The organism is Bradyrhizobium sp. WSM471, from assembly GCF_000244915.1.
Taxonomy (GTDB): Bacteria; Pseudomonadota; Alphaproteobacteria; order Rhizobiales; family Xanthobacteraceae; genus Bradyrhizobium.
Genome location: NZ_CM001442.1, coordinates 6,646,012 through 6,672,538 on the forward strand (window position 1 = coordinate 6,646,012; position 26,527 = coordinate 6,672,538).

A 26,527-nucleotide genomic window follows, 5' to 3' on the forward strand; every position below is an offset into this window, starting at 1 on the left:
CTGGTGCGGCGGCTGCTGGCGATAGGCCGGCGCGGCTTGCGTGGGCGGCATGGCCGCGACATTGGGCTGGACCGGCGCCTGGCCGGGCGCGCCTTGCGCGCCGCCCTCGAGCGCTCGCAGCCGCTCTTCGAGCTGGCGGTTGCGATATTGCAGCTCTTCGTTCTGGCCGGTGAGCTGGCGCAACTGGTTCTCCAGCCGCTCGATCCGCATCTCGGGATCTGCATCGTCCGTCTGTGCGAGGGCGGGCGAGCACAACGAGAGCAGCGCGGCGATCGCCACGGTGCCGGTGAAGACCTTAAATCTGGATGACATCTTGCCCTGACGACGAAAGCGAAATGGCCTGCGACCGAACATTCGACGCGCCACACATTGAAGGGGAGTACGCCAAAACTGTGACTGTAACAAACGGGTTTCTGTCACAGATCGCTGAAACGAAACCGGCGCCCGAGAGGGCGCCGGCATAATCGGTTTCTGAAGATGAACGGCGCCTGAGCGATCGTCAGGAGCTCGCGTTCAGCACGGTGACGGCGCGGCGGTTCTGCGACCAGCAGGAGATGTCGTTGCAAACGGCCACCGGCCGCTCCTTGCCGTACGAGATCGTGCGCATGCGGTTCGGATCGATGCCGCGCGAGGCAAGGAACGAACGCACCGATTGGGCGCGCCGGGCGCCGAGCGCGATGTTGTATTCGCGGGTGCCGCGTTCGTCGGCATGACCTTCGACGGTGAAGCTGTAGCGCGGATAGCTCTGGAGCCACTGCGCCTGCTTCTCCAGGGTCACGATCGCCTGCGGGGTCAGATCGGTCTGGTCGCTTTCGAAGAACACGCGGTCGCCGACATTGACGACGAAGTCTTGCTGGCTGCCCGGCGTCGCCGCGTTGGCCATCGCATCCGTGGCAGCGTTCTTGTTGGCGCAGGCACCCATCGACAACGCGACGGCAAGCACCGCGGCCAGCTTCAATCCCTGGAGGATGCGCATAGGATGTTTCATTCCGGAGCCTCCACGCTCACGTTTTCGTCCACTGCTGTCCGGTCTACAGGGGGTTGGTTAAGCGAACGTTCCGTCAACCTTGATGGAACCTTGCCACAGCCGGTCAAATGCCCCCAACCAGCGAAAAGCAACCGTCATGGTTAATGGGTTGTAAATGTGGCGCGATGGTGAAGGCAAGCGGCGCCGACCGGCAAAAACCGCGGCTTTTGCCGGAATTTTAGGCTGGTCGCGTGGAGACGCTGGGGCCGGACCTGGGGCCAGACCCTGGGCCTAGCGGGCAGAACCCGTTGCCGAGGCGGCGACGTCGGGGGTCCGCTGGGTGGCCAGCGACACCGGGCGCGGGACCGCCTGGCGCGGGCTGCTGCGTTGAAACAACATGCGCCGCTCAAAAGCGCTGGAGCGCATGATCGGAAAGCGCGTCAGGACCTTTTCCCGCTGGTTCCGGAAATCGGACGCCATCAGCACGGCCTTCTTGGTGGGCCAGCCCGGAAACCCGCGGGGCTCCGGTGAAATGGTCTCGTGCAGGAAGACGCGACGATAGAACGCCTGATGGTCGGTCCGGATCATGGCCAGCCCGGTGTCGGCGTTGAAATGATCGCAAGCCACAAAAGCCAGCCGCACCGTCAGATAGGGCAGCTCCGGAAAGCGCTGGTGCTTTTCGGGGTCGGCAACAAACCGGCATGGATCGATGAGAACTTCGCCGCGGTCGAGGCGGGGATGCAGGACGTCGCCAAACACTTCGGTCGTGTAGGACATCCGCCAGTCGGACGTCAGGACGTGAATGCGAACGGAGCTGCAGAGCTCTCCATCGACATAGACCCCGAAATTCCAGGTGTTGGGCGCATCGTCAAAGCGATCGGTCACGCGCCGCGACTCCGACGGCTCGATCAGTCCGGCGTGCAGATAGGCCCGGTAGCGCATCAGATAGAGGTTGTCTCGGTCCTCAGGAGTTTCGATCAGGCGGTAATCGATGCGGTCAAACAGAGCGGCTCCCCGCGGAAGGAGCACCGTTTGCGGTTCGGCTCCAGACGTCATCCAGTACCCCTACACTCCAAGCAACTTCTACGAGTGTGACGAGATTAATGGTTCATTAACGGAATTGCAAAGGCTTAGAAACGTTAGGGTTAACCTTTGCAGCCCGCAAAAACACGGGGCGCACAAGAGCCAAGGCGTTGAAGGAGCAGGCAGTGAAAGATCAGGCGATCGATCGGGAGGACACCATGACGATCTGGTCCTCAGCCCCGCGACGTCCATGCGAGGCATTGAGCAATTGGCGAATCCGGACTGCCGGCACCGGCCGGCTGAACAGATAGCCCTGCCCTTCGGTCACGGTGCCGTCGGCGCTGATCAGCTCGAGCTGGTCATTGGTCTCGATGCCCTCGACCACGACGGCCATGCCGAGATCGGCCGACAGCCGCGCCACGCCGCGCAGCAGCGTCAGCGGCCGGTCGGCATCGATGCCTTCGAGGAAGGAGCGGTCGATCTTCACCTTCTGCATCGGGAAATTGTGCAGGTAGCTGAGGCTCGAATAGCCGGTGCCGAAATCATCCAGCGAAATGCGCACGCCGATCGCATGCAATTGCGACAGGATGTCGTGCGTGAGCTGGGTGTTGCGCAACAGCGAGGATTCGGTGATCTCGATCTCCAGCCGATGCGCCGGGAGCCCCGAAACCTCGAGTGCGTAGCGGATTTCGCTCAAGACGTCGCGCTGGTGGAATTGCTGCGGCGAGAAGTTGACGGCGACGCTGACGCCCTCCGGCCATTTCATGCATTCCATGCAGGCGCGGCGCAGGATCCAGCGGCCGAGATCGACGATCAGCCCCATGTCCTCGGCGACCGGGATGATGTCGATCGGCGAGACCGTGCCGCGCACCGGATGATTCCAGCGCAGCAGCGCCTCGCACGTCGTGATCTTGCCGGACTTCAGATTGACCAGCGGCTGGTAGAACAGCTCGAATTCCTCGTTGGCGAGCGCCTTGCGCAGATCGAGCTCGAGGATGCGGCGCGCCTCGACGGTCGCCGCCATCTCGTCGCGGAAGAAGCAGAAGGTGCCGCGGCCGTCGGCCTTGGCCCGGTACAGCGCCATGTCGGCGTTCTTGAGCAGCGTGTCCGCGCTGACGCCCTCCGGCGAGGTCAGCGCGATGCCGACGCTGGCACCGATCTCGACCAGATGATTGTCGATGCGGTAGCGCTCGCTCAGCCGCTCGACGATCCGGCGCGCCAGTGCAGCGGCGTCCTCCGGCGAGGAGATGTTCTCCTGGAACACGACGAATTCGTCACCGCCGAAGCGGGCGACGAAATCCTCCGGGCGCAGCATCTCGCGCAGACGGTTGGCGACCGCGCACAGCAGCTGATCGCCGCAGGGATGGCCGAGCGTGTCGTTGACCTGCTTGAACTGGTCGAGGTCGACGAACAGCAGCGCGGACAGGCGCTCGGAATCGTGCGAGATCGCCAGCAGCCTTTCGATCTCATCGCGAAAATGAACGCGGTTGGGGAGCGCGGTGAGGTCGTCGTAGCGCGCCAGATGCGTAATCTTGGCTTCGGCGCTGCGACGGTCGGTAATGTCCTCGAGCAGCACCACCGCGCCGCCGTCAGCCATCGGCTGGACAGTCCAGGACAACGACCGGTTTCGCTGCGTATCGGGATCGGCGGTGATGATCTCCTTGGCTTGCGAACTCTCGATGTCCGCGACGATCCGCTCGCCGCTCCCAGCCGAGATGGATCCGGCGCTGACGCATGCCGCGACGATGTCACGCGCGTTGACGCCGCGTTGCGCCAGACCTTCCGGCAGATTCATCATTGCGCCGAAGCGGTGGTTCATGACCGCCAACTGTCCGTCGACGCGGAACATGCACAGGCCGTGCGGCATGTTGTTCAGCGCCGTGTCGAACTGGCCGGCGAGCGCGGCTTCACGCTCCCGTGCCACGACCGCTCCCATGAAGATTCGGTGCAGATTCACCGAGAGCTGCATGATCGCCATCAGGAACGCGGCACTGACCAGCGCCATCGCGATGTAGTAGGGCGTTCCACGCAGCGCCAAGGCAAGCACGGCCGGGCCGAAAATCAGCACGGCCTGGAGGTGGAAGATCGCAGGCCGGCCATATGCCCTGCCCGCGCCGCCCGCCGCGATTCCGGTGGTGACCGACAAGGCGATCATGTGGGCCACGGCGTCGTCCGTGGCCAACAGGGCCGTGGCGCACCAGATGCCGATCGCAGCCGCCTGGATCTTTGCCCCGATCTGATATCGCTTCTGCCAGCGTGCGGCCGCCTCGACAGTCATGACCGCCTGACGTGCCTGATAGAGGCGCAGGTCGATCGCCCGCGCGGTCCCGGCCAGGACAAGAAGTGCGACGCACGCCCAGATCAGCGGCTCGCCCGTCCTCAGCGCGGTCAGGGCCGCACCAATCGACACGAAAATGAGTCCGGCCAGCAGCGGACCAGGCGCTTCGAACAGCGAATCGATTTGCGCCGCCGAAGTTTTCGGCGGCCGCTGTTCCGGCTCTCCGCTCTGACTTGCAAACTGCATCTGGTGTCTACGCGCGTCCTGTCTGGAGCGCAGTTTTACCGATCCGGTATGAAGTCTTTCTGAGGGAACATCGTTAAAGTCGAGTTGTTTTGAGTGACCAATAGTCGAAATACATCAATAGAAACAAACCCATGGGAAAAGTTTGCCGAGTGCAACCTTAAAGAACAATTATTGCGGGGAAACATCTGGCAAAGTTTTCGGAAAAGGCGCGCGGTCAAATCATCGCGCGCCGCGGGCGGCGGCTAGCCCGATGTCGAGGACAATAGCGGCGACCATGCCGGGTCGGAGGCAAAGCCCGGCGTCGGCACCTTCAGCTCGTTGCGTCCCGAGATGTCGACGGAGAACAGCGACGGCCCGCCGCTGCCGCCGGGATCGCGGAAGAACATCAGCACGCGGCCGTTCGGCGAGAAGGTCGGACCTTCGTTGTGGTAGCCCGAGGTGAGAAGCCGTTCGCCGGAGCCGTCCGGCTTCATCACGCCGATCGAGAACTGCCCGCCGCCTTGCCGGGTGAAAGCGATGTAATCGCCGCGCGGCGACCACACCGGCGTTGAATAGGTGGCGTTGTTGTCGTCCTTGGAGAAGGAGATGCGCTGCGCCGCTCCGCCGCCCGCGGCCATGACATAGATCTGCGATCTGCCGCCGCGATCGGACTCGAAGCAGATGCGGGTGCCGTCCGGGGAGTAGGACGGAGAGGTGTCGATCGCGGGCGTGTCGGTGAGGCGCGTGGTCGAGCGCGAGCGCAGATCCATCACGAACAGGTTGGAATTGCCGCCCTGCTGCAGGCTCATGATGACGCGCTGGCCGTCCGGCGAGAAGCGCGGCGCAAAGGTCATGCCCGGGAAGTTGCCGACGATCTCGCGCTGGCCGGTCTCGATGTTGAAGAGATAGACCTTCGGATCGCCCTGGCCGAACTCCATGTAGGTGATCTCTTGCGAGTTCGGCGAGAAGCGCGGCGTCAGCACGAGGTCGGAGCCGCGGGTCAGATAGCGCACATTGGCGCCGTCCTGATCCATCATCGCGAGCCGCTTGACGCGACGCTCCTTCGGCCCGGTCTCGTCGACGAACACCACGCGGCTGTCGAAATAGCCCTTCTCGCCGGTCAGCTTCTCATAGATCTGGTCGGAGATGATGTGGGCGATGCGGCGCCAATATTCCGGCGAGGTGAAATATTGCTGGCCCGCGAGCTGCTGGCCGGTGACCACGTCCCACAAGCGGAATTCGGCCTTGAGGCGGCCGTCCGGCTGCCGCGTCATGCGGCCCGTGACGAGGGCCTGCGCGTTGAGGGTTTTCCAGTTCTCGAATTGCGGCGCGACGTCGATGTTGCTGATGCGCTCGATGAAGGCGGCCTGGTCGACCGGCGCGAACAGGCCCGAGCGCTTCAGATTGTTGGTGATGACTTGTGTGACGCCGTTGCCGACGTCGCCGTCGGCCGGCGAGCCCGGCACGAAATTGGTGATCGCGATCGGAATTGGCCGAAACTCGGTGGGGTCGATGCGAAGCCGTCCCTGCGGCTGCTGGGCGAAGGCCTGTCCGCCCCCCAGCATCGCGAGCGTCGATCCGGTCAGGGTCATGAAGCGGCGGCGGTTCATCGATCGAACGTCATTCATCGCAAAATTCTTTTGTTCGGATGTCACAACATGTCTTTCAGGCCGAAAGTCATCGGAATGAGTTTCCAGCTCTCGTATTGCTGCTTCGGCAGGAACGAATAGACCTGACACTGCACGATGGCGCGCCTGGCACTCTCCGCCACCGCCTGTGCGATCGACCGCGACGGTCCCCTCACCGCGACGACGATCGGCTCGGACGCGAGCGATCCGTCGATCTTCATGGGAATGTCGATGTCGGCTTCGTATTGATCTGCATCCTGCCCGTTATAGGTCGGCGTGAAGCAGCGCTTCACCGCCCCCTGGAACGCTCCCCGCCAGGTCGCAATGTTGTTGGCGGCCGTTCCGGTCGTCGATCCCAGCGAGGCCGACGCATTCAGCGTCGATCCGGCGAGCTCGTGCCGGGTCGCCGCGCGCTTGTCCAGATCGCGCTGGATTTGCGCGGGATCGAAGCTGCGCTCCTTGGGCTTCGGCACCTGCGGCGGCTGCACCGCCGCGACCTTCTGCTCCGGCGGCTTGGGCGGGGGCTTCTTGGTTTCGAGCTTTTTCTGGAGCTCGGCGATCGGATCTTCCTTGGCCGGGTCAGGCTTTTTTTCCGGCGGCTTGGGTTCTTCCTTCGGCTTCGCCTCGGCGACGGGCTTGGGCGGCTCGGGCTTCTTCTCGACCGGCTTCTCGACGGGTTTTGGCGGCGGCTCGGGCGTCGAGTTGGTCTTGATCAGCTCTTTCTTCTCGGTGACCTTGCCGACGGCATCTTCCTCGGGCTTGGCTTCCGCGATCTTCTCGACCTTCGGCTTCGGCTCTTTCTTGTCGCCGGTCTTCTGCCCCGACATCATCTGCGCGAGCTGGTCGGTGGAGATGATGTCGATCGGCAGCGACTCTTCGGCCGGAACGAAAGCCCTGCTGCTGAAGGTGACGAGCCCCCATCCCAGCACGAGGACGTGGAGGGCAATCGACGCAACGAGTGTCTTGTCGACCTTCACCTTCACGGTCTACCCCTGATCCGCTTCCGTGACGAGCGCCAGCTTCTTGAAGCCTGCGCCGGATAACTGTCCCATGACCTTGGCCACCGTCCCGTAATCCGCCTTCTTGTCGGCACGCAGATAGATGCGTTCCTCGAGCCCGCCGCGCGCATCCGTGATCGCCTTCAGCTTCGGGATCAGGTCGTTGATCGCGATCTCGGCGTCGTTGATGAACACCTTGCCCTTGATGTCGACCGACATCTGGATCGGCTTCTGGTCGTTGTTTTCGAGGCTCTTGGCCTGGGTCTGCGGCAGGTCGAGCGGCACGCCGACCGTCAGCATCGGCGCCGACACCATGAAGATGATGAGCAGCACCAGCATCACGTCCACCATCGGCGTGACGTTGATCTCGGCCACGACCGGCTTGCGCCGGCCACGGCGCCCACCGCCTCCGGACGAACTCGCAACGTTCATGCCCATGGTCTGGTGCCCAAATTGCCCTTCACACTATACATGCCGTCCGTCACCCCCGCTCGTCGATCTGGCGCGACAGGATGGCTGAAAATTCATCGGCGAAGCCTTCGAGCCGCTGGGCCTGCCGGTTCACCTCGGAGGTGAACTTATTGTAGAAAATAGTGGCAGGAATGGCGGCGATAAGGCCGACGGCGGTCGCAAACAGCGCCTCCGCGATGCCGGGGGCCACCACCGCCAGAGAGGTATTTTTCGACGCCGCGATCGACTGGAAGCTCGACATGATGCCCCAAACGGTGCCGAACAGGCCGACGAAGGGGCCTGCGGAGCCGACGGTGGCGAGCACCAGCAGCCGGCGTTCCAGCCGCTCGACCTCGCGGGCAATCGAGACATTCATGACCTTGTCGATGCGCATCTGAAGGCCCGCGACCGAGCGGGCCTGGCTCTCGAACGAACGCTTCCACTCGCGCATCGCCGCGACGAAGCAGGCCGCCATGGAATGCGTCGGCTTGGCCGAGAGCGTGCGATAGAGGTCCTCGATCGACTCGCCGGACCAGAAAGCCTGCTCGAAACGGTCCATCGAGCGGCGGGTGCGGGCAAACAGGAAGATCTTGTCGATGGCGATCGCCCAGACCCAGACCGAGCAGGCGAGAAGCCCCAGCATCACCGCTTTCACGATCCAGTGAGCCTGCCAGAACAGCGCGATCAGCGACACGTCCGCGGAAGCGGCAACCGGAAGGGCTGACTGAGCCACGTCGGCCGGATTCATAAGCAGTATCCTCTCAAGGCGATCGTTACCTGATGTCCCGATCTCATGTCCCGGCCAGCAAATGGCCGCCGGTTCCCCAATGGCCGCGCTAGAACCCGGCGCGGCCGGCAAGCCCGCTCAAAGCCTTGTCTTTCTGGGGTGCAGGGCTCGTCCAAAGCCGGCCGCCTGCATTCCCTGCCAAGATGTCAAAACTATGGGCCTCGACCCAAGGCTCAGACTTCGGGCTTTGGGCGCGATTGTCCGCAATTACCAGAGCCCGGCGATGGTTAATGCTGGGTTACCGGGACTGAATTTGGCCCCAGGAAAGCCTGGCGTTGCAGGCGGTTGGCAATCTGCCGGCCTCGGCGGGTGCTGACATCACGTCGGAGGAACCAGCCCTCGCCCGAAAATTTGTCCCGAAAATCACTTCTCGCGAGGTTTTGCCATGAGCATCAACCCCAAGTCGACCGCCGCCATCGGCGATCATCCGCTCCACCCCATGATCATCCCGTTCCCCGTCGCCTTCCTGGTCGGCGCGCCCATCGCCGATCTCGCCTTCATCGGAACCGGTGACGGCTTCTGGGCCAGAGCCGCGATTTGGCTGATCGGCGCCGGCATCGTCATGGCGCTCGTTGCCGCCGTGGCCGGCTTCACCGACTTCTTCAGCGACGCCCGTATCCGCAGCCTCAACGATGCCTGGTATCACATGGTCGGCAATCTCGTGGCGGTCGTGCTCGCCGCAATCAATTTCTACCTCCGCTACGCGCAAGGCGCGGAGGCTGCGGTCAAGCCGTGGGGCGTGGTGCTCTCGCTGATCGTGGTCGGCATCCTCCTGTTCACGGGATGGAAGGGCTGGGAAATGGTCTACCGGCATCATGTCGCGGTACTGGACGCACCGGGCCAGACCAGTTCGAAGCCAGTCACGCCGCATCATGGCGGCGAGAGCCGCCGCCGCGCCGCCTGACCGAGGAGCACGTCGCCTGATGACGTGAGGGCGAGTCAGGCCGCCGAGGCGGGTTCGGGGCAATTGGTCAGCCGCGCCGGATTGCCGACTGCGGTACAGCCCGGGGGCACGTCGCACGTCACGACGGTCCCGGCGCCGATCTTTGCAAAATCGCCGATCCTGACGTTGCCGAGAATTGTCGCGCCGGAGCCGATGAACACGCCGCGACCAATGCGAGGCGAGCGCGCCGGCAGTTCCGTGCCGCGACCGATGCTGACGTTCTGAAGGATGGTGGCCTCGTCGCCGATCACCACATCGGCGCCGATCACGATGCCGGTGGCGTGGTCGAGATACACCGATGATCCCAAGCTCGCCGCCGGATGAATGCTGACCTGCAGGACGTTCGAGGCCTCGTTCTGAAACAGCAGCGCCGCGTCGCGATGGTCGTGATGCCAGAGCCAGTTCGAGACGCGCCAGGCCTGCAAGGCGACGTAGCCCTTGAAATGCAGCAGCGGCGCCAACAGTCCGGTGATGGCGGGATCGCGGAGCACGATGGCTTGCAAGTCGCGGCCGGCCGCCTCGATCAGATCGGGCTGGCCATTGAAGGCGTCGCGGGAAAATGTCGTGAAGCGCCCGCGTTCGGCCGCGCTGTCGCCAAGCCGCCGTCCGATCAGGTCGGATAGTGCGGCGGTAAAATCGTCATGGGCGAAGATGAGGCCGCCAAGAGTCCGGCCGAATATGGGGTCGGCTGCCGCTGCGCGCTGCGCCTCGTCGCGGATCTTCTGCCAAAGGGTTTCGCTCGCCATCATCGCCGCTTCCGTCATCGTTGCCGCCTGCGATGTTTTGACGCTTCCTTTTCACTGACGGATATAGAGCGTCGGCAGCCCGCGCGCCACGCACCCCGTGAGGCTACGAGCTTGCATGCCAAGCGGACGGGATCATATATATGGGATCAGTCGAGTTCCCGGCCGAAGCTATGGTCTCAGGATCGTGCTGTCGCGCTGGCCCGGGTTGTTCAGGCAAAGTATCTCGTTCGAAGCCCCGCAGCGGTCCGCCACCCCCGGGTTTGTCGTACACAGCGGCCCTCAATGCTGCCGAAGCGACTCCGGAATCCCGTCATCCAAGGTCACGCCAATCCATGTCGCCCAACGCCTCCGCCGACGACCAACACGACGACATCATGTATCCCTCCGCCCTGCCATTCCTGCTGGTCCATCTCGGCTGCATTGCGGCGATCTGGACCGGCGTGACCTGGCAGGCCATCGCGATCTGCGCCTCGCTGTATGTCGTCCGCATGTTTGCGATCGGAGCGGGCTACCACCGCTATTTCTCCCATCGGGCTTTCGCGACCGGCCGGGTGTTTCAATTCATCCTGGCCTGGCTTGCGCAAAGCACCGCGCAGAAAAGCGTTTTGTGGTGGGCGGCCAAGCATCGGCATCATCATCTGCATTCCGATACCGAAGACGACGTGCATTCGCCGCGTCATCGGGGCTTCCTCTACAGTCATCTCGGCTGGATTTTCTACCGGCAGCACGATGGCACCGACCTCGTGAAGGTCGGCGATTTCGCCGCCTATCCGGAGCTGATGTGGCTGCATCGCCTCGAACTCCTCCCAGCCGTCACGCTGGCTGCGCTCTGCTTCCTGGTTGGCGGATGGTCCGGTCTTGTCGTCGGCTTCCTGTGGAGCACCGTGCTGGTCTATCACGCGACCTTCTGCATCAATTCCCTCGCCCACGTGCATGGACGCAAGCGGTACGTGACCGGCGATGATTCACGCAACAATTGGCTGCTGGCCTTGTTCACCCTCGGTGAGGGCTGGCACAACAATCACCACGCCTACCAGAGCAGCGTGCGGCAGGGTTTTCGCTGGTGGGAAATCGACGTCACCTATTACATCCTGAAGGTGCTGTCCTGGTTCGGCATCGTCTGGAACATGAAGTCGCCGCCCGAGCAGGTGCTGCGCAACGAGCAGCCGCTCGGCGCACGCGTCATCAACCGCGCGGGCCGCGAGCTTGCTGGACGGTTCGATGCGCAGACCCTGGCGCACGCGATCTCGTCGGCGCTACGCCGAGCCGATTTGGCCCAATTGCAACTGCCGACGCTGCACGACATCCTCAGTCGCGCGCACGAAGGCGTCGATGCACTGACGCATCTGCATTTGCCGAAGATTCCGACCCGCGAGGAGTTTCTCGCCGAGGCCAAGGCGATGTTCGCGCGCACGCGATCGCTCAACGAGATCGTGGACTACGCCTACGAACACTTCATGGAGTCGGTTCGCGCGCAGCTCGCCACGGCGCGCTGACCAAGTCTCTCCGGACCAGACTTTCCAGACCAAGCTTTTTCCAAACCAAGGCAATCCGGACGGTCGCGGCAGCCTGACGCGCATTCCCAAACCAAACCGCCCGCCTGCGGGTTGCGCAGGCGGGCGGCTCGGGGCCATCAGGACTTTGGGGGCATGCGCCTGACGGCTTTGAGAGGCGTCAGTCCCGAGATCAAGTTTGAGATCAACCCTGCTGCTGGTCGGTCGGCGGCGGGGTCGGGCGCGTCTTGTGTTGCGCCATGAACTGGTCGAACTCTTCCTTGTCCTTGGCGTGACGCAGACGGTCGAGGAAATTCTTGAACTCGACCTGCTCTTCCTCGAGCCGCTGCAGTGTCTCGGTGCGGTACTCGTCAAAGGCGCGGTTGCCGCTCGAGGGCGGGCCGAAGCCAAAGCCGAAACCGTGGCGCTCCATGCGGCCGCGCATACGATCCATCTTGTACTGCATCCGCTCCATCTTGTTCTGCCAGCGATCCTGGTTGCTCCAGCACGACATTCTTCTGCTCCCGAGTGTGAAAAAGAGAAGGGCGAGTCCGATCGGCCACCAGATGATGAAGCCGACGATGGTCACGGCGATCCAGCCGGGATGCCAGGGCGTATTGAGCATGTGGGGGCGCTCGTAGTGTTGGTCCGAAGGGCCGCGCCATCGATTGACATCAGCGGTGTAGGCCATTTCCCTCTCCATGACGGCATCAGCGCCGTTGTGAATGTAAATAACATTTACATAGGTAGATCATCCCGCGATTTTGTCAAGCCGACCGCCTGACAGGGCGACGCAATTATTTGGGTAACTTTATTTCGGCTTCCCCCAGGGACCACCGGGCGGCACGCCTGAACCGGAGGATGCCTCCGGTGGCACCGGCGGCGGCTCGGCGCTTTTCCCCGGAGGACGGCGATCGGTCGGGAAGCCGAGACCGCGCAGATAGATCAGCACCTCGGCTTCGAGCAGCTCGTCCGGCGACATCGGCAGCTTTCGACGCGCGGCGTCACCGCGGGAGAACAGCGAGGCCACGCCATGCGCCATCGACCAGATGTGCAGCGCCATCATCATCGCCGGAGGCCGCGGCGTGCCCGGCGGCGCCAGCGCGGCAAGCCGCTCCGCCGCAGCACGAATGATGTTGAAAGCACGCTCACTGGCGGCCTGGAGCGCCGGATTGGAATCCACCGGCACGCCCGATTCGAACATCGCGTTGTAGAACGCGGGCTCCTCGCGGGCGAAGGCGAGATAGGCCCTGCCGACACGCTCGAACGCCGTGACGGTGTCGGGCCGTCCGTCGTCCCAGGCCGCGGTCAGGCGCGATTCAAACTGCTCGAAGCCGCGCTGCGCGATCGAGGACAGCAGTTCTTCACGGTCGCGAAAATGCCGGTACGGCGCCGCCGCACTGACGCCGGCCATGCGCGCGGCATCGGCAAAGGTGAAGCCGGCCGCGCCCTTCTCGGCGATCAGCCCGAGGGCGGCCTGCAACAGGGCTTCCTTCAGATTGCCGTGGTGATAGCCGCGCTCGGCGCGGCGCGTCTCCTTGCGCCAGCTCATGTGAACGACCTTTACATGAGCCGGGCAGGAAGGTCACTAGCGGCGACGGGTTTGAGCGACCCGTATTCTTCCCGGTCCGGGGCGGCGGCCGAGATCCTAGCCGCCGGGGATCGGGAGCACCGGCATGATCTCGACGCGTTCGCCGGGGAAGATCGTGAAATGCGGATGGTTCTCGAACATCTTGGCCGCGGCTTCATGGGATGCCGCGCGCACCACGGTGAATGCGCCCATCTCGTTGGCGATGTCGGCGAGGCCCTTGCCGTCCACCTTCTTGGTCTTACCGAGCGGCCCGCCCATGGCCTCGATCGCGCCCTGGTGCTTTTCCACCCAGCCCTTCCAGGCCGCCATGCCCTCCTGCTCCTTTGCTTTGCGCTCGACCTCGGGCATCGCATTCCATGCGGCCCATTTGGAGCTGGTCTTGCTGCCGAGGAAAACGGCGAGATAGGTGTCGGTGCTCATCGGTTCTCTCCTTTTGGTGATGGATAGACAAAGCTGCGGCTATTTCTTCAGGTCGCCGAAACCGGCGGCGGCCTCCTGCACGTCAGGCGGAAAGTCGCTCATCTCCTGCACCTGACGGATCTCGATGATTTCGTTCGGTGCGGCCGGACACCGCCTGGCCCAGGCGATCGCCTCGGCACGCGAGGTAACCTCGATCATCCAGTAGCCGCCCAGGACCTCCTTGGCCTCGGCGAACGGACCATCAGTCACGATGGGCTTGCCGGCCGCAAATGAGACGCGCGCGCCCATCGACGGCGGGTGCAGGCCGTCGAGCGTGATCAGCACGCCGGCGTCCTTCAGCGCCTCGTTGTAGCGCATCATCGCAGCAACCCGCTCGGGATCCAGTTGAACGTCGGGCGCTGCGGTCTCGTAGCCGAGCGGGATCATCAGCATCATGAATCGCATGAGCATTCCTTGCGTGCTTTTGTCGTTCGGGTTGCGCGGCGAGGCGCCACTCCGGATGGACGGGAGCGACGGCCCGGGCCGCCCGCCCTCACCTCCAAGACGAAGGAACCTTGGCGAAACCGACAGGTGACGAAAATTATTCTGGAGATTGTTGGCTGGCTGCTAGCGGGGCTGCGGCAGGAAACGCCCGTCCTGCCGGGCAGCGCCGAAATAAACCTCGATGCGGCGAACCTTGTCGCCGGCAAAGGTGAAGAACTCCGTGTTGCGAAAGCTCCTGCCATCTGTCGCCAAGCAAAAATAGGTGACGAAGGCCTCGTCGCCTTGGACGAAAATCCGCTCGATGTCGTGCCTTACGATCCAGCCGGTGTCCTTCCAGCAGCGCCCGAAATAGGCCGCCTTGTCGAGGTCTTCGTCGAACGGGCTGGTGAAGCGGAAATCGTCGGCCAACGCGTCGGCGACCTGTTGCCGGTCGTTGCCGAGATAGGCGGCGAAGAGGTCCCGAATCAGGCGCTCGGGATTGGTCATCGAACGGCTCCGTAATCAACATCGTCTTGAAGACGATTGACGCGCAGCCGCGCCGACATCACGTCCGGCAGCAACCACGCGAAAAATAATGCACGCGGCGGCCCGTACAAATACGGCTCGTTCTATGACCGCCGCCGTGCATATGAATCAAGAATGCTTGCAACCTGAGCAACATGGCGGACGCGTGCGAAATACAGAGCGGGCAACGTCTCGTGCAGGAATTTACAGTTGCTAAAGAAGCCCATGCAACTTTTTAGCTTGAGCGAAACGGTATGACAATCCGGCTGATTCGCCCCTCAGCATTAGGCGGAGCTTACGTGTTCAATTTCCAAAGCAAGAAAGTCAGGCACGCGATCGCGGAAGTCGAGGCGCTCGACCGGTCCCAGGCCGTGATCGAATTCGGCCTCGACGGCACCATTCTCGATGCCAACGAAAATCTCCTCAAGATGAGCGGCTATACGCTCTCGGAGATCAAGGGTAAGCATCACAGCATCTTCGTCAGCCCGACTGAACGCGAGAGCGCCCGTTACCGCGACTTCTGGGCCAGCCTGAACCGCGGCGAGTTCCAGACCACGCAATACAAGCGCTTCGGCAAGAACGGCAAGGAAGTCTGGGTCCACGCCTCCTACGCGCCGCTGCGCGACGAGAACGGCAAGGTGGTCAGCTTCATCAAGTTCGCCACCGACATCACGGCATACAAGGTCAAGACCATGGAGGACGCGGGCAAGATCGCCGCCGTCAACCGTGCCCAGGCCGTGATCGAATTCGACATGGACGGCACCATCCTCACCGCCAACGAGAATTTCCTGGGCGCAATGGGCTACTCGCTCGACGAGATCCAGGGCAAGCACCACAGCATGTTCGTGACGCCGGAGGATCGCGCGAGCTCTGCCTATGCCGACTTCTGGGCGCGGCTGAACCGCGGCCAGTTCGAAGCCGCCGAATACAAGCGGATCGGCAAGGGCGGACGCGAAATCTGGATTTTGGCAACCTACAACCCGATCCTCGATGAGATGGGCAGGCCGTTCAAGGTAGTGAAGTTTGCGACCGACGTCACCGCGCAGAAGATGAAGGCGGCCGACAATGACGGACAGCTCGCCGCGATCCAGAAATCGCAAGCGGTGATCGAATTCAACATGGACGGCACCATCCGCACCGCCAACGAGAACTTCTTGAAGGCGATGGGGTATTCGCTGGCAGAGATCAAGGGACAGCACCACTCCATGTTCGTCGAGCCGAACGTGAAGAATTCGACGGCCTACCGCCAGTTCTGGGAGACGCTCAACCGCGGCGAATACCAGGCCGCCGAATACAAGCGGATCGCCAAGGGCGGCCGCGAAATCTGGATCCAGGCGTCCTACAACCCGATCCTCGACCTCAACGGAAAACCCTACAAGGTGGTGAAATATGCCACCGACATCACCGCGCAGGCGATCGGCCGCAAGAAGGCCGACAACGCGCGCGGTCTGATCGAGGCGGTCGCGGCCGGCAGCGAAGAGATGAGCGCCTCGATCCGCGAGATCTCCGCGACCATGGCGAAGTCGCGCGAGAATTCGAAGGTCGCGACCACCCGCGTCGAGGCCGCCGATGGCCAGGCGCAGCGGCTGAACGCAGCGGCGCAGGCGATGAGCGGCATCGTCGAGATGATCTCGGGCATCACCGGCCAGATCAACCTGCTCGCGCTCAACGCCACGATCGAATCGGCGCGCGCGGGCGAAGCCGGCCGCGGCTTCGCCGTGGTCGCCTCCGAGGTGAAGAGCCTAGCCAATCAGGCCAAGCAGGCGACCGACACCATCACATCAGAAATCGACGCGCTGAACACCATCTCCGGCGACGTTGCAAGCTCGCTGACCGCAATCAAGGTCGCCATCGCCGGCGTCAACGAGTTCATCGCCTCTACCGCCGCCGCGGTCGAGGAACAGAGCATCGTGACGGCCGACATGTCGGCCAACATGCAGCGCGCCACGGCGGAGCTGGCCTAGGCCGACCTGCGCGGCCGCAACAGGAGAGCCTCGACGAGCTAAAGGCGCGATAGTTTGTCGCGTCTCCTCGCGGCTTTCGTGGTAGGGAGACCGCCTCAATTCCCGAACCACGGATAAGCTATGACCGCCTCCCCGCAGAAAATCGCCCTCGTTACCGGAGCCGCACGCGGCATCGGGCTTGCGACCGCGAAGAAATTTTTGACCGAGGGCTGGCGGGTGGCATTGCTCGACATCGAAGGCGAGCTGCTCGGCCGCGCGGTCGCCGAGATCGGCCGGGACGAAGCCACGCTGGCGTTGACCTGCGACGTCTCGGACGCAGCCGCGGTTGCCACCGCGATGACGACGGTCGAACAGCGGTTTGGCCGGCTCGACGCGCTCGTCAACAATGCCGGCATTGCCGTGTTCGCGCCGCTGATGGAGACGTCGGAGACCGATTGGCGGCGCGTGCTCGAGGTCAACCTCACCGGCCCGTTCCTCTGCACCAAGGCGGCGGTGCCGCTGATGCGCGACGGCAATGGCGGCGCCATCGTCAACGTCACCTCGATCTCGGCGGTGCGCGCCTCGACGCTGCGCTCGGCCTACGGCACCAGCAAGGCGGGCCTCGCGCACCTCACCAAGCAGCTCGCGGTCGAGCTCGCGTCCCTCAACATCCGCGTCAACGCGGTCGCGCCGGGACCGGTCGACACCGCGATGGCGAAGCAGGTGCACACCAGGGAGATCCGCGCCGACTATCACGACGCCATCCCGCTCAACCGCTACGGCCTGGAAGAGGAACTCGCCGAAGCCATCTACTTCCTGTGCTCGGAACGATCCAGCTACATCACCGGCCAAATTTTGGCCGTCGATGGCGGCTTCGATGCGGCGGGCATCGGCCTGCCGACGCTGCGCGGCGAACGGCGGAACGGATAGACACGGCGCAGGTTGGCCTAGCGAAGCGTCACCCACCTCTTCTCGTCGGCCTATCCCACGGACTCGAATTCGCGGAGGCTTCATGCGACGCGTCACCTTGCTCAGAGCCTTGATGCTCGCATCCGCGCTGCTCGCCGCCACGCCTGCCTCGGCCGAAATCCGCATCGTCCAGTCGCCCGGTGGACAGGTCGGGCCGTTCCTCGATTTGTTCGAGAAGGTGCGCGAGAGCGGCGAGCGCGTGGTGATCGACGGTCCCTGCCTGTCCGCCTGCACGCTGGTACTGAGCATCGTGCCGGGCGAGCGGATATGCGTCACCAAGCGTGCCGTGCTCGGCTTCCATGCGGCGCGCTCGATCGATCGGCGCGGACGCTTCTACGCCGAGCCGGAAGCATCAGATGCGGTGCTTGCGGCCTATCCCGGCCCGGTGCGCGACTGGATCAGCCGCCGCGGCGGCCTCTCGTCGCGGTTGCTTCTGCTGAAGGGACGCGACCTCGCCGCGATCTATCCGCGCTGCCGGTGATGATCAGGCGGACGCAAGCGCCCGCACGGTAGGGCCGCGCAACGACACCGCCTCGATGATCGCGAGCGTCAACTTCACGGCCATCGCGTTGCACGTGAGCCAGCGAACAAGCGCGCCGGCAAAATTGCGCCGGTCACATGCTTCGTGAGTCTAGTAAAAGCTCTGGATCAGCTGGGCCAATTCCATGCTCGCGCAGATGAGCATACCCCAAAGTGCAAAGTTGATCTGCAGCGCCGCCGCCATCGGTCGCTCCCCTTCCAAGTCCGCCCGCCCCAGTTTTTAGAATTTATGACGAAATAAATAACGATTCTGTCCCGGAGTTCACAGCCTAATATTGCGCCAGTTGTTGTGCGATGCGGTCCGCATGATTTCACGAAGCGGCCTCACTGCTCTCGCAATGTGGTGCGACAGCAACATCCATATTCGGCCGTGTCGGCCAGGCGTTTCCCTTAGGTTCCATTTGAGCGGTGCGAGGCAAGCTTCGGCAAGCGGACTTTGCGCGTCGCATACAACACCCAAGGGCCCGGCATGATACGACACGGCTTTGTCTTGCTCACTTTTTGCGCAACGCTCATGGGATGCGTGGTCGCGCCTGCGCAGGAACGCCGTCCGATCGCATGGGACGGCCTCGGTCAGGATCCGAACCGTCCCTCCGTCATCAAGCGTCGTGTGGCGACCCAAGCTCCCGCGGCGAGTGATTCGAATCAGGAGCGGGAGAGAGTCCTCGGCACCTTGCGCCCGTACTCCGCGGCATGGTGGGCAATCCATGACGAAATCGAAGCGGAGAATGACAGGCAGCTCGGGACCAAGCTCGTAATCTGTCCGCGCTGCGTTCCCTCCTCCCAACCACCGAGCAATGACGTGACCGGATCGATCCGCTGATAGGGCACGCGGTCGATCGGCCCATGACGCAACGTCCTCATGCGCGCCCCTCTCCCGCATCGTCGTGGAGAGGGGATCGCCGCTTGGCGCGTCAGGCGATCGCGCCTGTCACATTCCCTCGGCCGGGCAATTCACCATCCAGGGAATGCCGAACTTGTCGACGCACATGCCAAAACCCTTGGCCCAAAAGGTCTTGCTGAAGGGCATGGTGACGTTGCCGCCATCGGCGAGCGCGTTGAACTTGCGCTCGCCCTCCGCCGGGTCCGCGACCGTGAGCGAGATCGAAAAGCCCTGCGGCTTGTGACGATGCTCGGGCGGCGCATCCGACCCCATCAGCACGCTGCCGTCGGGTAGCGACATCCGCGCATGCATGATCGTCTTCTCGCGGCCGGGCGCCGCGGCCATGTCCGGCGGTGCGTCCGACGAACGCATCATGGCGTCGATCTTGCCGCCGAGAACCTTGGCGTAATAATTGAACGCCGCTTCGCAGGTGTCCTGATAGAACAGATAGGGATTGAGCATCGTTTCTCTCCGTTTTGCTTTCGTTCGGGTGACGGCGCTACTTCTCGGTGAGCTTCTTCAGGCTGGCCAGGCCCGCCTCGAAATCCTTGCCGATCATGTTGTCCATGTTGATGAACACCTGCATGACCTTGGACAGGAACGGGGCCGGACCGGACATCGCCCACGTGACCAGTGTGGCATCGCCTTGCGGCACAAAGGTGAACTCGGCGGTGTTGTGGCCTTCGAAAGGCCGCTCGAAATCGAGCTTGATGCGTAGTTTTGACGGCGCACTCGCCTCGAGGATCTCCATATGGCCGGCGCCGACATTGTTGTTGCCGTCCCAGGCATAGGTCGCGCCCCTTCCTTCGGTTCCGCCGAATCTGCGCTTCATGGCGGGATCGCGGCCCTCGTAGGGGGACCAGGCCGTCCAGCGATGGAAATCGGCGACCAAGGGATAGACCGCATTGGCCGGCGCTTTCACGGCGAGGCTGCGCTCGACGCGGAATGTGTCGGGCTTCGTCAGGGCGAGGCCGAGCACGCCCACGATTCCGACCGCGAGCAGGATGACGATGACGGCAATGGCTTTCAACATGAATGGCTCCCTGGATACGCTCCTAGGACGAAGGGAGGGGGTCGAGCCCGACAAGGCGAAGCAAAAATTTTGCAACGCCCGAAACAGGCGCTCCCTACTTCACCTTGGCGCCTTCGACCTTGGCGTCTTGCCTGGCGCCGCCATTTGCGCCCTTGGGCTGGCTGTCCCGGATCAGGCGATCGAGATGCATGCGGATGTGAGCCGCTTCTGCGGACGTGTTAGCGAGGGCGATGGCGCGGTCGAAGGCGATGCGGGCTTCGTCGTTGCGGCCGAGCTGCATCAGGAAGGCGCCGCGCACGCCGTAGAAGTGGAAGTAGTTGGCAAGCTTTGGCGCCAGCGGCTCGATCAGGTCGAGCGCGGCTTGCGGTCCGCGCACCTTGGAAACCGCGACCGCGCGGTTGAGCGTCACCACCGGCGAGGGCTGAACCACCTCCAGCGCACCATAGAGCAGGTCGATCTGCGCCCAGTCGGTCTCCGCGGGCGTGGACGCGCGGGCATGCAGCGCGGCAATCGCGGCCTGGATCTGGTAGGGCCCGCTGCGGCGATGGCGTATCGCCTTGTCGATCAGCGCGAGGCCTTCCGCGATCATCGTGCCGTTCCACAGCGAACGATCCTGGTCGTCCAGCAGGATCAGCGAGCCATCCGCGGCAAAGCGCGAGGCACTGCGCGCATGCTGCAACAAGATGAGCGCCGTGAGGCCCATGATCTCCGGCTCGCTCTGGAACAGCCGCAACAGCAGCCGCGCCAGCCGGATCGCTTCCTCGCACAGCGGCTTTCTGATCTCGGCGGTGTCGCCGCTCGCCGAGTAGCCTTCGTTGAAGATCAAATAGATCATCGCGGCGACGACGGCGAGCCGCTCCGAGCGCTCGACCGCGCCCGGCGTTTCAAATGGTGTACCGGCCTCCGCGACCTTGGCCTTGGCACGCGTGATGCGCTGCTCCATCGCCGCATCCGACACCAGGAAGGCGCGCGCGATCTGCTTCACCGTCAGGCCGCAGACGATACGGAGCGCCAGCGCGATCTGCTGCGTCGCCGGCAGGCCTGGATGGCAGCAGATGAACATCAGCCGCAAAATGTCGTCGCGGTAGTGCGAGCCGTCGAGCCGCTCCGCGAGCGCGCCCTCAGCGTCGTCGAGATCGGAGATCGCCTGGTCGTCCTCCGGCAGCGGCTGCTGCTTGCGGGTGCGGCGCACTTCGTCGATCGCAACGTTGCGGCCGACCATGATCAGCCAGGCCGCGGGATCGCGAGGCGGCCCGTTCTGCGGCCAGGTCTTCAGCGCGCGCAGGCAGGCGTTCTGGAAGGCCTCCTCCGCGGTGTCGAGATCCCGGAAATAGCGCAGCAGTGCGCCGACCGCCTGGGGGCGCGCCGAGGTCAGCGCGGTCTCGATCCAGGCGGTATCGGCCTCGCTCACGTCAGATTCCCTCCGGGCCTGAACACGCCGACGGGGCGCACCTCGTAGGCGCCGCCGGGATTGGCGGCGCCGAGGTCGCGGGCGACATCGAGTGCGTCATCGAGATTCTTGCAATCCACGATATAGAAGCCGAGCAACTGCTCCTTGGTCTCCGCGTAGGGGCCGTCGAGCACCAACGGCGGGTCCTCCTTGCGCAGCGTCGCTGCCGCAGTGGTCGGCAGCAGCCGCGCCACCGGGCCGAGCCGGCCCTGCTGTGTCAGCTTCTCCTGCACCACGGCGAGCTTCTTCATCACGGCCTCATCCTGGTCCTTGCTCCATGAGCCGACGAAGTCCTCGTCGTGATAGCAAAGGATCGCATAAAGCATGGGCAGTACCTTCTCTGAACGCTTGTTTTGAAGACGATCCACTATGCCCCGCCCCGACATGGCTGCGGAAAAAAATTGCAAGAAAAATCCGGCAGATCGTGCCAAGGAGGGCCTTCAAAAACGGAACTTAAAGAGGCACTTCGAATGACCGTGGGCACACTGGCCGTCCTGATCAACAGCACGCAGCAAAACTGGCTGCCGGAGCGCTGGAAGGCCCGGTTCGACGCGGTCAGCGGCGGCCGCCGCGTGGTGCTGCTGCCCGATGCCGGGCTCGATCCGGCCGAGGTGCACTATGCCGCGGTGTGGAAGCCGGTGCCGGGCGACCTCGGCTCCTTCCCCAATCTACGGGCGATCTTCAATCTTGGCGCCGGCGTCGATGCGCTGATGGCGGACAAGAGCCTTCCGAACGTGCCGCTGGTGCGCGTCGCCGTGCCTGACCTGACCGGCCGCATGACCGAATACGTCGTGCAGCACGTGCTGATGCACCACCGCCAGGAGCTTTATCTGCGCCAGTCGCAGCGCGAAAAGCGCTGGGAGCCGACCTATCAATGGCCGGCGAGCGCCGTCACGGTTGGTGTCATGGGACTGGGCACGCTCGGTGCCGACGCGGCCGATGTGCTGCGGCGGCTTGGTTTCGGCGTCGCCGGCTGGAGCCGCAGCCCGCGCACCATCGCGGGTGTCGAATGCTTCCATGGCGCCGGGCAGATCGACGCATTCCTGCGCACGACCGATATTCTGGTCAGCCTGTTGCCGCTGACGCCCGATACACACGGCATCCTCAACCGCGACGTCTTCACCAAGCTCAACCGCAAGAGCCCGCTCGGTGCGCCCGTGCTGATCAACGCCGGCCGCGGCGGCCTTCAGAACGAAGCCGACATCCTGGCCTGCCTCGACGACGGCACGCTGGGCGCCGCCTCGCTCGACGTCTTCGTGCAGGAGCCGCAGCCGAAGGACAGCCGGTTCTGGACCCATCCAAAGGTTTTGCTGACGCCACATAACGCCGCCGACACCGACGCCGATGCGATCTCGGCCTATGTCGCCGAGCAGATCGCGCGGTTCGAGGCCGGTGGTGTGCTGGAGAACGTGGTGGACCGGACGCGGGGGTATTAGGCCGCACGCGGCGCCTCATTCCCGGTGTCGTCCTGGCGAAGGCCAGGACGACGCCAGAGTTCTCGGTCACTCCGTCCCCCCACGAAGGCACCCGCTCGGCCGGTATCCCGTTCACCCTCTCTTAGCGAGAAGTTGATAGGTCTCCTTAATCAACGCTCAACGAACGAGTCGGACATGCGCTTGACGCTCGGCCTCAGGATGCGGATCACGGTTGCGCTGGCGGTGACGGCAGCCGCGACCGCGCTGTTTGCGGTGCTCGGTGCAATGTGGATCATCGCGGGGATCATCGACCGCGCCGACCAGCGCGAGCTGCGCAGCCATTACGATGCCCTGCAATCGCGCATCACCGAAGAGTCCCGCCGCGCCGCCGCCATGAGCGCCGTCGTCGCCGCGATGCCCGCGACGCAGGACGCCATGGCCAAACAGGATCGCAATGCCCTGGTCAGCCTGTTCGGGCCGGTCTTTGCCGCGACCAAATCGGAGTACGGCGTCGAACAGTTCCAGTTCCACGTGGCGCCCGCGACCTCATTCTTGCGCGTGCACCAGCCTGCCAAATTTGGCGACGACCTCTCGGGCTTCCGCAAGACCGTGATCATGGCCAACCAGGAGCGCAAGGTCGTGGTCGGCCTCGAGGGCGGCCTGGCCGGGCTCGGCATCCGCGGCGTCGTGCCGATCGCGCAAGGCGGCAAGCATCTCGGCTCAGTGGAGTTTGGCCTGACCTTCGGCCAGTCTTTCCTGGACGACTTCAAGACCAACCGCCATGTCGACATCGCCTTCCATCTCGCGGACGGCGGCGGTTTCAAGCTGTTCGGCGGAACGCTGAAGGGCAAGAGCTTCTTCGACGCGACCGATTACGGCCGCGCCGCCGGCGGTGACTTCACGATGCGGCAGGCCAAGCTCGACACGACGCCGGTGGCCGCGCTGCTCGGACCGATCAGGGATTTTTCCGGCAAGCCCCTCGGCGCGGTCGAACTGGTGATGGACAATGCCGACTATGTGGCCTCCGCCGACCGTGCCTGGCTGCTGGCATTCGGCATCGCCGCGCTCGGGCTCGTGCTCGCCGCAATCGTCGGCTATCTCATCGCCCGCAGCATCTCGCGTCCGATCATCTCCATCACCACCGTGATGCGCGAGCTGGCAGACGGACACCTCGATGTCGCCGTCCCCGCCAGCAAAGCGAATGACGAGGTCGGCGCAATGGTCAAGGCGGTCGCAGTGTTCCGCGACAACGCCGTCAACTTCAACAAGCTCCAGGCCGACCAGGCCGACACCAAGGCGCAGTCCGAAGCGGAGAAACGGCGCGCGTTCGCCGCGCTCGCCGACAATTTCGAAGCCAGCATCCGCGACGTCGTCACCACGGTCTCCTCGGCAGCGGTCGAGATGGAGAACACCGCGCGCTCTATGTCTGATATCGTCGAGCGGCCGCGGCAGCAGACCGGCACGGTGTCGTCGGCCTCGGCGCTCGCCTCGGAAAATGTGCAGACGGTCGCTGCCGCCGCGGAAGAGCTGTCGTCGTCGATGACCGAGATCAGCCGGCGCCTTGCGCACGCGACCGCGGTGGTCGGCAAAGCTGCGAGCGACGGTCGACGGTCGAATGAGCGCGTGCAGAGCCTGGCCGACGCCGCGCAGAAAATCGGCGACGTGGTCTCCTTCATCAGCGGTATTGCCGAGCAAACCAATCTGCTGGCACTCAACGCGACGATCGAGGCGGCGCGCGCGGGCGAAGCCGGCCGCGGCTTTGCGGTGGTCGCCTCCGAGGTAAAGGCGCTGGCCACCCAGACCGCCAAGGCGACCGAGGAGATCGGCGCGCAGGTGACGGCGGTGCAAGGCGAGACCACCGGCGCAGTGGACGGCATCCAGTCGATCTGCGCCACGATCCAGGAGGTCGACGAGATCTCCGCGGCGATTGCCGCCGCCGTCGGCCAGCAGGGCACCGCGACGCAGGAGATCGCCCAGAACGTCCAGCAGGCAGCCGCCCGCACCGGCGAGGTCTCGCAAAACATTGCGGGCGTCACCGCCGGCATCGCCGCGACCGGGACAGCGGCGGAGGAAGTCCTGGGCTCGGCGATCGAGCTATCAAAGCAATCGCAGCGGCTGCGGGACGAGGTGGACCGTTTCCTCGCGCATATTCGCGCGGCGTAGCAGGCTACAAACTCAGTGTCGTCCTGACGAAAGCCAGGACCCATTACCCCAGGGAGGAGCTGCGGCGCGACGGCGGCAACTCCGAATCTTCGCCAAACCAGATTCGGGTGCCTATGGTCCTGGCTTTCGCCAGGACGACGTTTGGGAGATAGCTCGCGCCACGCAACCGCCTAGCTCTTTCGTCCCACCATCACGTCGATCGCCCCCTTCACGATCGCCTCGAGCTCCTTCCGCGACACGCGGGCGCGGGAGCGGATAGCGATTGAATGCACTGTCGCTGAAGCGAGCTGTGCCAGCACTGCTGGATCGGCGCTCTCGGGCAACTCGCCTTTCTCCTTGGCGCGGCGGAAGCAACTCGCAAATGCCTTGTCGAGTTCGTTGAGGCCATCGAGCACCATGGCCCGGATGTCGGGATCGCCGATCGCTTCGGAGGCCGCCGTGACCACGGTGAAGCAGCCGCGCGGGCCGGTCTCGCCGGAGAGATAGATGTTCAGCGCGGAGGCGAAGATACGCTCCAGCCGCTGGCGCACCGGCATCTCCTGGCGAAAGATCTCCACCATCGATGCGCGCGCATCCTCGCGGTAGCGTTGATAGCTCTTGATGTAGAGCTCGCGCTTGTCGCCGAAGGCGCCATAGAGGCTCGGGCGATTCATTCCGGTAGCTTCGCTGAGATCGTCGAGCGAGGTCGCCGCGAAACCTTGCGTGCGGAACAGATCGAGCGCCTTGCCCAGCGCGACGTCGGGTTCGTAGGCGCGCGGACGGCCGCGGCGTTTGGGTTCGCTGGCAGCAGCTGGCGGCTTGGCTTTTTGTACCATTTTGCAATTTAATCCTTGACCGTCCTCATAATATGCAAGACAGTACAAAAATCAATCTGGCCAGGTTGAGCGACACTCCAAAAGTCACATCGAGGAATTGCCCAAGGAGGCTCAAGATGGATCTTTATTTCTCGCCGCTCGCCTGTTCGATGGCGAGCCGCGTCGCGCTGTATGAAGCCGGCGCCGAAGCCAAATATCTCGAAGTCGATCCGCCGACCAAGACAGTGCTGAGCGACGGCACTGACTTCCGAACCGTGAACCCGATCGGCCTGGTGCCGACACTGCGCACCGACGAGGGCGTGGTGCTGACCGAGAACGCCGCGATCCTGCAATATATCGCCGACCGTTTCCCGCAATCGGGCCTCGGCGCCGCGGCGGGCATCGAGCGCACGCGGCTTCATCAATGGCTCTGCTTCATCGGCACCGAGCTGCACAAGGGCCTGTTCATCCCGGTGCTCGACCGCAAGGCGCCGCAGGAGACGAAAGCCTATGCGCTGGAGAAGAACCTGTCGCGGCTGGATTACCTCGACAATTACCTGAAGGGGCGCGACTTCCTGCTCGACCATTTCAGCGTCGCCGACGCCTATCTCGTCACGGTCATCAACTGGACCATGGCGACGCCGCCGATCGAGCTCGCCAAATGGCCGAACGTGAAGGCCTATTACGAACGCCTGCGTCAGCGACCGTCGATCGCCAAGGCGATCGCGGAAGAGTTCGAACTGTACAAGGCCGAGCAGGCGCGGAAGAAGGCCGCGGCGTAAGCGGCATTCGAAACGACCG

The 26,527-nt window shown here is 63.9% G+C and carries 27 protein-coding genes and 1 pseudogene; 9 read left to right on the forward strand and 19 right to left on the reverse strand.

Annotated features, from left to right (window positions below; translation table 11 throughout):
- The 8 genes and pseudogenes from BRA471DRAFT_RS35955 to tolQ all read right to left on the reverse strand — a co-directional run.
- A pseudogene (locus BRA471DRAFT_RS35955) lies at positions 1 to 312 on the reverse strand (tol-pal system protein YbgF); the annotation flags it as partial.
- Between the two features lie 187 nt (positions 313 to 499).
- Positions 500 to 988 (reverse strand): peptidoglycan-associated lipoprotein Pal, encoded by a 489-nt coding sequence (gene pal / locus BRA471DRAFT_RS30305; RefSeq protein WP_007596304.1) that lies wholly within the window; start codon positions 986 to 988, stop codon positions 500 to 502.
- A gap of 270 nt (positions 989 to 1,258) precedes the next feature.
- A complete protein-coding gene (locus tag BRA471DRAFT_RS30310) occupies positions 1,259 to 2,023 on the reverse strand; it encodes a hypothetical protein (RefSeq protein ID WP_007614263.1) in 765 nt (254 codons plus the stop codon).
- Positions 2,024 to 2,183: 160 nt separating this feature from the next.
- A complete protein-coding gene (locus tag BRA471DRAFT_RS30315) occupies positions 2,184 to 4,514 on the reverse strand; it encodes a bifunctional diguanylate cyclase/phosphodiesterase (RefSeq protein ID WP_007614265.1) in 2,331 nt (776 codons plus the stop codon).
- 242 nt (positions 4,515 to 4,756) lie between these two features.
- Complete coding sequence (tolB, locus tag BRA471DRAFT_RS30320; RefSeq protein WP_007614266.1) at positions 4,757 to 6,103, reverse strand: Tol-Pal system beta propeller repeat protein TolB; 1,347 nt, start codon at positions 6,101 to 6,103, stop codon at positions 4,757 to 4,759.
- Between the two features lie 41 nt (positions 6,104 to 6,144).
- Positions 6,145 to 7,104 carry a hypothetical protein gene (locus BRA471DRAFT_RS30325; RefSeq protein WP_007614274.1) on the reverse strand — a complete coding sequence of 320 codons (960 nt, stop codon included), beginning with the start codon at positions 7,102 to 7,104 and terminating at the stop codon, positions 6,145 to 6,147.
- Between the two features lie 3 nt (positions 7,105 to 7,107).
- Entirely contained in the window at positions 7,108 to 7,557 is a 450-nt protein-coding gene (gene tolR, locus BRA471DRAFT_RS30330; protein WP_007614276.1) for a protein TolR, read from the reverse strand.
- Between the two features lie 43 nt (positions 7,558 to 7,600).
- Positions 7,601 to 8,317: a protein TolQ gene (gene tolQ / locus BRA471DRAFT_RS30335; RefSeq protein ID WP_007596319.1), complete on the reverse strand. Its 717-nt coding sequence runs from the start codon at positions 8,315 to 8,317 to the stop codon at positions 7,601 to 7,603.
- Positions 8,318 to 8,741: 424 nt separating this feature from the next.
- Here tolQ and BRA471DRAFT_RS30340 point away from each other — a divergent pair, with 424 nt between their 5' ends.
- Positions 8,742 to 9,260 carry a DUF2231 domain-containing protein gene (locus BRA471DRAFT_RS30340; RefSeq protein WP_007614277.1) on the forward strand — a complete coding sequence of 173 codons (519 nt, stop codon included), beginning with the start codon at positions 8,742 to 8,744 and terminating at the stop codon, positions 9,258 to 9,260.
- A 35-nt stretch (positions 9,261 to 9,295) separates the two neighbouring features.
- Here the strand turns inward: BRA471DRAFT_RS30340 and BRA471DRAFT_RS30345 are convergent, their stop codons facing one another.
- Positions 9,296 to 10,063 carry a DapH/DapD/GlmU-related protein gene (locus BRA471DRAFT_RS30345; protein ID WP_007614279.1) on the reverse strand — a complete coding sequence of 256 codons (768 nt, stop codon included), beginning with the start codon at positions 10,061 to 10,063 and terminating at the stop codon, positions 9,296 to 9,298.
- Between the two features lie 314 nt (positions 10,064 to 10,377).
- Here BRA471DRAFT_RS30345 and BRA471DRAFT_RS30350 point away from each other — a divergent pair, with 314 nt between their 5' ends.
- Positions 10,378 to 11,541 (forward strand): acyl-CoA desaturase, encoded by a 1,164-nt coding sequence (locus BRA471DRAFT_RS30350; RefSeq protein ID WP_007614281.1) that lies wholly within the window; start codon positions 10,378 to 10,380, stop codon positions 11,539 to 11,541.
- 202 nt (positions 11,542 to 11,743) lie between these two features.
- On the opposite strand, the gene BRA471DRAFT_RS30355 is transcribed toward BRA471DRAFT_RS30350, so the two are convergent.
- The 5 genes from BRA471DRAFT_RS30355 to BRA471DRAFT_RS30375 form a co-directional block, all read right to left on the reverse strand.
- On the reverse strand, positions 11,744 to 12,229 hold the full coding sequence (locus BRA471DRAFT_RS30355; protein WP_007614282.1) for a DUF2852 domain-containing protein: 486 nt from the start codon (positions 12,227 to 12,229) through the stop codon (positions 11,744 to 11,746).
- Between the two features lie 120 nt (positions 12,230 to 12,349).
- Positions 12,350 to 13,090 carry a TetR/AcrR family transcriptional regulator gene (locus tag BRA471DRAFT_RS30360; RefSeq protein ID WP_007614283.1) on the reverse strand — a complete coding sequence of 247 codons (741 nt, stop codon included), beginning with the start codon at positions 13,088 to 13,090 and terminating at the stop codon, positions 12,350 to 12,352.
- Positions 13,091 to 13,186: 96 nt separating this feature from the next.
- Positions 13,187 to 13,549, reverse strand: coding sequence for a YciI family protein (locus BRA471DRAFT_RS30365; RefSeq protein WP_007614284.1), 363 nt, complete (start codon positions 13,547 to 13,549; stop codon positions 13,187 to 13,189).
- Positions 13,550 to 13,588: 39 nt separating this feature from the next.
- The gene (locus BRA471DRAFT_RS30370; RefSeq protein ID WP_007614286.1) at positions 13,589 to 13,993 is read right to left on the reverse strand and encodes a YciI family protein; all 405 of its coding nucleotides are present in this window, start codon (positions 13,991 to 13,993) and stop codon (positions 13,589 to 13,591) included.
- A gap of 162 nt (positions 13,994 to 14,155) precedes the next feature.
- Positions 14,156 to 14,518, reverse strand: coding sequence for a nuclear transport factor 2 family protein (locus BRA471DRAFT_RS30375; RefSeq protein WP_007614287.1), 363 nt, complete (start codon positions 14,516 to 14,518; stop codon positions 14,156 to 14,158).
- Between the two features lie 317 nt (positions 14,519 to 14,835).
- On the opposite strand from BRA471DRAFT_RS30375, the gene BRA471DRAFT_RS30380 reads away from it, so the two are divergent.
- The 4 genes from BRA471DRAFT_RS30380 to BRA471DRAFT_RS39870 all read left to right on the forward strand — a co-directional run bounded on the left by BRA471DRAFT_RS30380 (position 14,836) and on the right by BRA471DRAFT_RS39870 (position 18,811).
- A complete protein-coding gene (locus tag BRA471DRAFT_RS30380; protein ID WP_007614288.1) occupies positions 14,836 to 16,500 on the forward strand; it encodes a PAS domain-containing methyl-accepting chemotaxis protein in 1,665 nt (554 codons plus the stop codon).
- A 120-nt stretch (positions 16,501 to 16,620) separates the two neighbouring features.
- A complete protein-coding gene (locus BRA471DRAFT_RS30385; RefSeq protein ID WP_007614289.1) occupies positions 16,621 to 17,409 on the forward strand; it encodes an SDR family NAD(P)-dependent oxidoreductase in 789 nt (262 codons plus the stop codon).
- Positions 17,410 to 17,491: 82 nt separating this feature from the next.
- Positions 17,492 to 17,929, forward strand: a complete 438-nt coding sequence (locus BRA471DRAFT_RS30390; protein WP_007614290.1) for a hypothetical protein — start codon at positions 17,492 to 17,494, stop codon at positions 17,927 to 17,929.
- Between the two features lie 528 nt (positions 17,930 to 18,457).
- Entirely contained in the window at positions 18,458 to 18,811 is a 354-nt protein-coding gene (locus tag BRA471DRAFT_RS39870; protein ID WP_035974403.1) for a hypothetical protein, read from the forward strand.
- Between the two features lie 108 nt (positions 18,812 to 18,919).
- Here BRA471DRAFT_RS39870 and BRA471DRAFT_RS30400 read toward each other — a convergent pair whose 3' ends face one another.
- The 4 genes from BRA471DRAFT_RS30400 to BRA471DRAFT_RS30415 all read right to left on the reverse strand — a co-directional run bounded on the left by BRA471DRAFT_RS30400 (position 18,920) and on the right by BRA471DRAFT_RS30415 (position 21,680).
- Positions 18,920 to 19,333, reverse strand: coding sequence for a VOC family protein (locus BRA471DRAFT_RS30400; RefSeq protein ID WP_007614293.1), 414 nt, complete (start codon positions 19,331 to 19,333; stop codon positions 18,920 to 18,922).
- Positions 19,334 to 19,370: 37 nt separating this feature from the next.
- Positions 19,371 to 19,904, reverse strand: coding sequence for an SRPBCC family protein (locus BRA471DRAFT_RS30405; RefSeq protein ID WP_007614294.1), 534 nt, complete (start codon positions 19,902 to 19,904; stop codon positions 19,371 to 19,373).
- A 94-nt stretch (positions 19,905 to 19,998) separates the two neighbouring features.
- Positions 19,999 to 21,315 carry an RNA polymerase sigma factor gene (locus BRA471DRAFT_RS30410; protein WP_007614295.1) on the reverse strand — a complete coding sequence of 439 codons (1,317 nt, stop codon included), beginning with the start codon at positions 21,313 to 21,315 and terminating at the stop codon, positions 19,999 to 20,001.
- Positions 21,312 to 21,680, reverse strand: coding sequence for a YciI family protein (locus BRA471DRAFT_RS30415; protein ID WP_007614296.1), 369 nt, complete (start codon positions 21,678 to 21,680; stop codon positions 21,312 to 21,314). The genes BRA471DRAFT_RS30410 and BRA471DRAFT_RS30415 overlap by 4 nt, the downstream gene beginning before the upstream one ends.
- A 144-nt stretch (positions 21,681 to 21,824) precedes the next feature.
- Here BRA471DRAFT_RS30415 and BRA471DRAFT_RS30420 point away from each other — a divergent pair, with 144 nt between their 5' ends.
- Positions 21,825 to 22,790: a glyoxylate/hydroxypyruvate reductase A gene (locus BRA471DRAFT_RS30420; protein ID WP_007614298.1), complete on the forward strand. Its 966-nt coding sequence runs from the start codon at positions 21,825 to 21,827 to the stop codon at positions 22,788 to 22,790.
- 174 nt (positions 22,791 to 22,964) lie between these two features.
- The gene (locus BRA471DRAFT_RS30425; protein ID WP_007614299.1) at positions 22,965 to 24,932 is read left to right on the forward strand and encodes a methyl-accepting chemotaxis protein; all 1,968 of its coding nucleotides are present in this window, start codon (positions 22,965 to 22,967) and stop codon (positions 24,930 to 24,932) included.
- A gap of 170 nt (positions 24,933 to 25,102) precedes the next feature.
- Here the strand turns inward: BRA471DRAFT_RS30425 and BRA471DRAFT_RS30430 are convergent, their stop codons facing one another.
- A complete protein-coding gene (locus BRA471DRAFT_RS30430) occupies positions 25,103 to 25,747 on the reverse strand; it encodes a TetR/AcrR family transcriptional regulator (protein ID WP_007614300.1) in 645 nt (214 codons plus the stop codon).
- 116 nt (positions 25,748 to 25,863) lie between these two features.
- Between BRA471DRAFT_RS30430 and BRA471DRAFT_RS30435 the strand changes: the two genes are divergently transcribed.
- Entirely contained in the window at positions 25,864 to 26,508 is a 645-nt protein-coding gene (locus BRA471DRAFT_RS30435; protein WP_007614301.1) for a glutathione binding-like protein, read from the forward strand.
- Positions 26,509 to 26,527: the final 19 nt, after the last annotated feature.

What these genes read in the sequence shown, in the direction of transcription:
- pal (WP_007596304.1), bottom strand. Translation starts at nt 988, where the DNA reads ATGAAACATCCTATGCGCATCCTCCAGGGATTGAAGCTGGCCGCGGTG.
- BRA471DRAFT_RS30310 (WP_007614263.1), bottom strand. Translation starts at nt 2,023, where the DNA reads ATGACGTCTGGAGCCGAACCGCAAACGGTGCTCCTTCCGCGGGGAGCC.
- BRA471DRAFT_RS30315 (WP_007614265.1), bottom strand. Translation starts at nt 4,514, where the DNA reads ATGCAGTTTGCAAGTCAGAGCGGAGAGCCGGAACAGCGGCCGCCGAAA.
- tolB (WP_007614266.1), bottom strand. Translation starts at nt 6,103, where the DNA reads ATGAACCGCCGCCGCTTCATGACCCTGACCGGATCGACGCTCGCGATG.
- tolR (WP_007614276.1), bottom strand. Translation starts at nt 7,557, where the DNA reads ATGGGCATGAACGTTGCGAGTTCGTCCGGAGGCGGTGGGCGCCGTGGC.
- tolQ (WP_007596319.1), bottom strand. Translation starts at nt 8,317, where the DNA reads ATGAATCCGGCCGACGTGGCTCAGTCAGCCCTTCCGGTTGCCGCTTCC.
- BRA471DRAFT_RS30340 (WP_007614277.1), top strand. Translation starts at nt 8,742, where the DNA reads ATGAGCATCAACCCCAAGTCGACCGCCGCCATCGGCGATCATCCGCTC.
- BRA471DRAFT_RS30345 (WP_007614279.1), bottom strand. Translation starts at nt 10,063, where the DNA reads ATGACGGAAGCGGCGATGATGGCGAGCGAAACCCTTTGGCAGAAGATC.
- BRA471DRAFT_RS30350 (WP_007614281.1), top strand. Translation starts at nt 10,378, where the DNA reads ATGTCGCCCAACGCCTCCGCCGACGACCAACACGACGACATCATGTAT.
- BRA471DRAFT_RS30355 (WP_007614282.1), bottom strand. Translation starts at nt 12,229, where the DNA reads ATGGCCTACACCGCTGATGTCAATCGATGGCGCGGCCCTTCGGACCAA.
- BRA471DRAFT_RS30360 (WP_007614283.1), bottom strand. Translation starts at nt 13,090, where the DNA reads ATGAGCTGGCGCAAGGAGACGCGCCGCGCCGAGCGCGGCTATCACCAC.
- BRA471DRAFT_RS30365 (WP_007614284.1), bottom strand. Translation starts at nt 13,549, where the DNA reads ATGAGCACCGACACCTATCTCGCCGTTTTCCTCGGCAGCAAGACCAGC.
- BRA471DRAFT_RS30370 (WP_007614286.1), bottom strand. Translation starts at nt 13,993, where the DNA reads ATGCGATTCATGATGCTGATGATCCCGCTCGGCTACGAGACCGCAGCG.
- BRA471DRAFT_RS30375 (WP_007614287.1), bottom strand. Translation starts at nt 14,518, where the DNA reads ATGACCAATCCCGAGCGCCTGATTCGGGACCTCTTCGCCGCCTATCTC.
- BRA471DRAFT_RS30385 (WP_007614289.1), top strand. Translation starts at nt 16,621, where the DNA reads ATGACCGCCTCCCCGCAGAAAATCGCCCTCGTTACCGGAGCCGCACGC.
- BRA471DRAFT_RS30390 (WP_007614290.1), top strand. Translation starts at nt 17,492, where the DNA reads ATGCGACGCGTCACCTTGCTCAGAGCCTTGATGCTCGCATCCGCGCTG.
- BRA471DRAFT_RS39870 (WP_035974403.1), top strand. Translation starts at nt 18,458, where the DNA reads ATGATACGACACGGCTTTGTCTTGCTCACTTTTTGCGCAACGCTCATG.
- BRA471DRAFT_RS30400 (WP_007614293.1), bottom strand. Translation starts at nt 19,333, where the DNA reads ATGCTCAATCCCTATCTGTTCTATCAGGACACCTGCGAAGCGGCGTTC.
- BRA471DRAFT_RS30405 (WP_007614294.1), bottom strand. Translation starts at nt 19,904, where the DNA reads ATGTTGAAAGCCATTGCCGTCATCGTCATCCTGCTCGCGGTCGGAATC.
- BRA471DRAFT_RS30415 (WP_007614296.1), bottom strand. Translation starts at nt 21,680, where the DNA reads ATGCTTTATGCGATCCTTTGCTATCACGACGAGGACTTCGTCGGCTCA.
- BRA471DRAFT_RS30420 (WP_007614298.1), top strand. Translation starts at nt 21,825, where the DNA reads ATGACCGTGGGCACACTGGCCGTCCTGATCAACAGCACGCAGCAAAAC.
- BRA471DRAFT_RS30425 (WP_007614299.1), top strand. Translation starts at nt 22,965, where the DNA reads ATGCGCTTGACGCTCGGCCTCAGGATGCGGATCACGGTTGCGCTGGCG.
- BRA471DRAFT_RS30430 (WP_007614300.1), bottom strand. Translation starts at nt 25,747, where the DNA reads ATGGTACAAAAAGCCAAGCCGCCAGCTGCTGCCAGCGAACCCAAACGC.
- BRA471DRAFT_RS30435 (WP_007614301.1), top strand. Translation starts at nt 25,864, where the DNA reads ATGGATCTTTATTTCTCGCCGCTCGCCTGTTCGATGGCGAGCCGCGTC.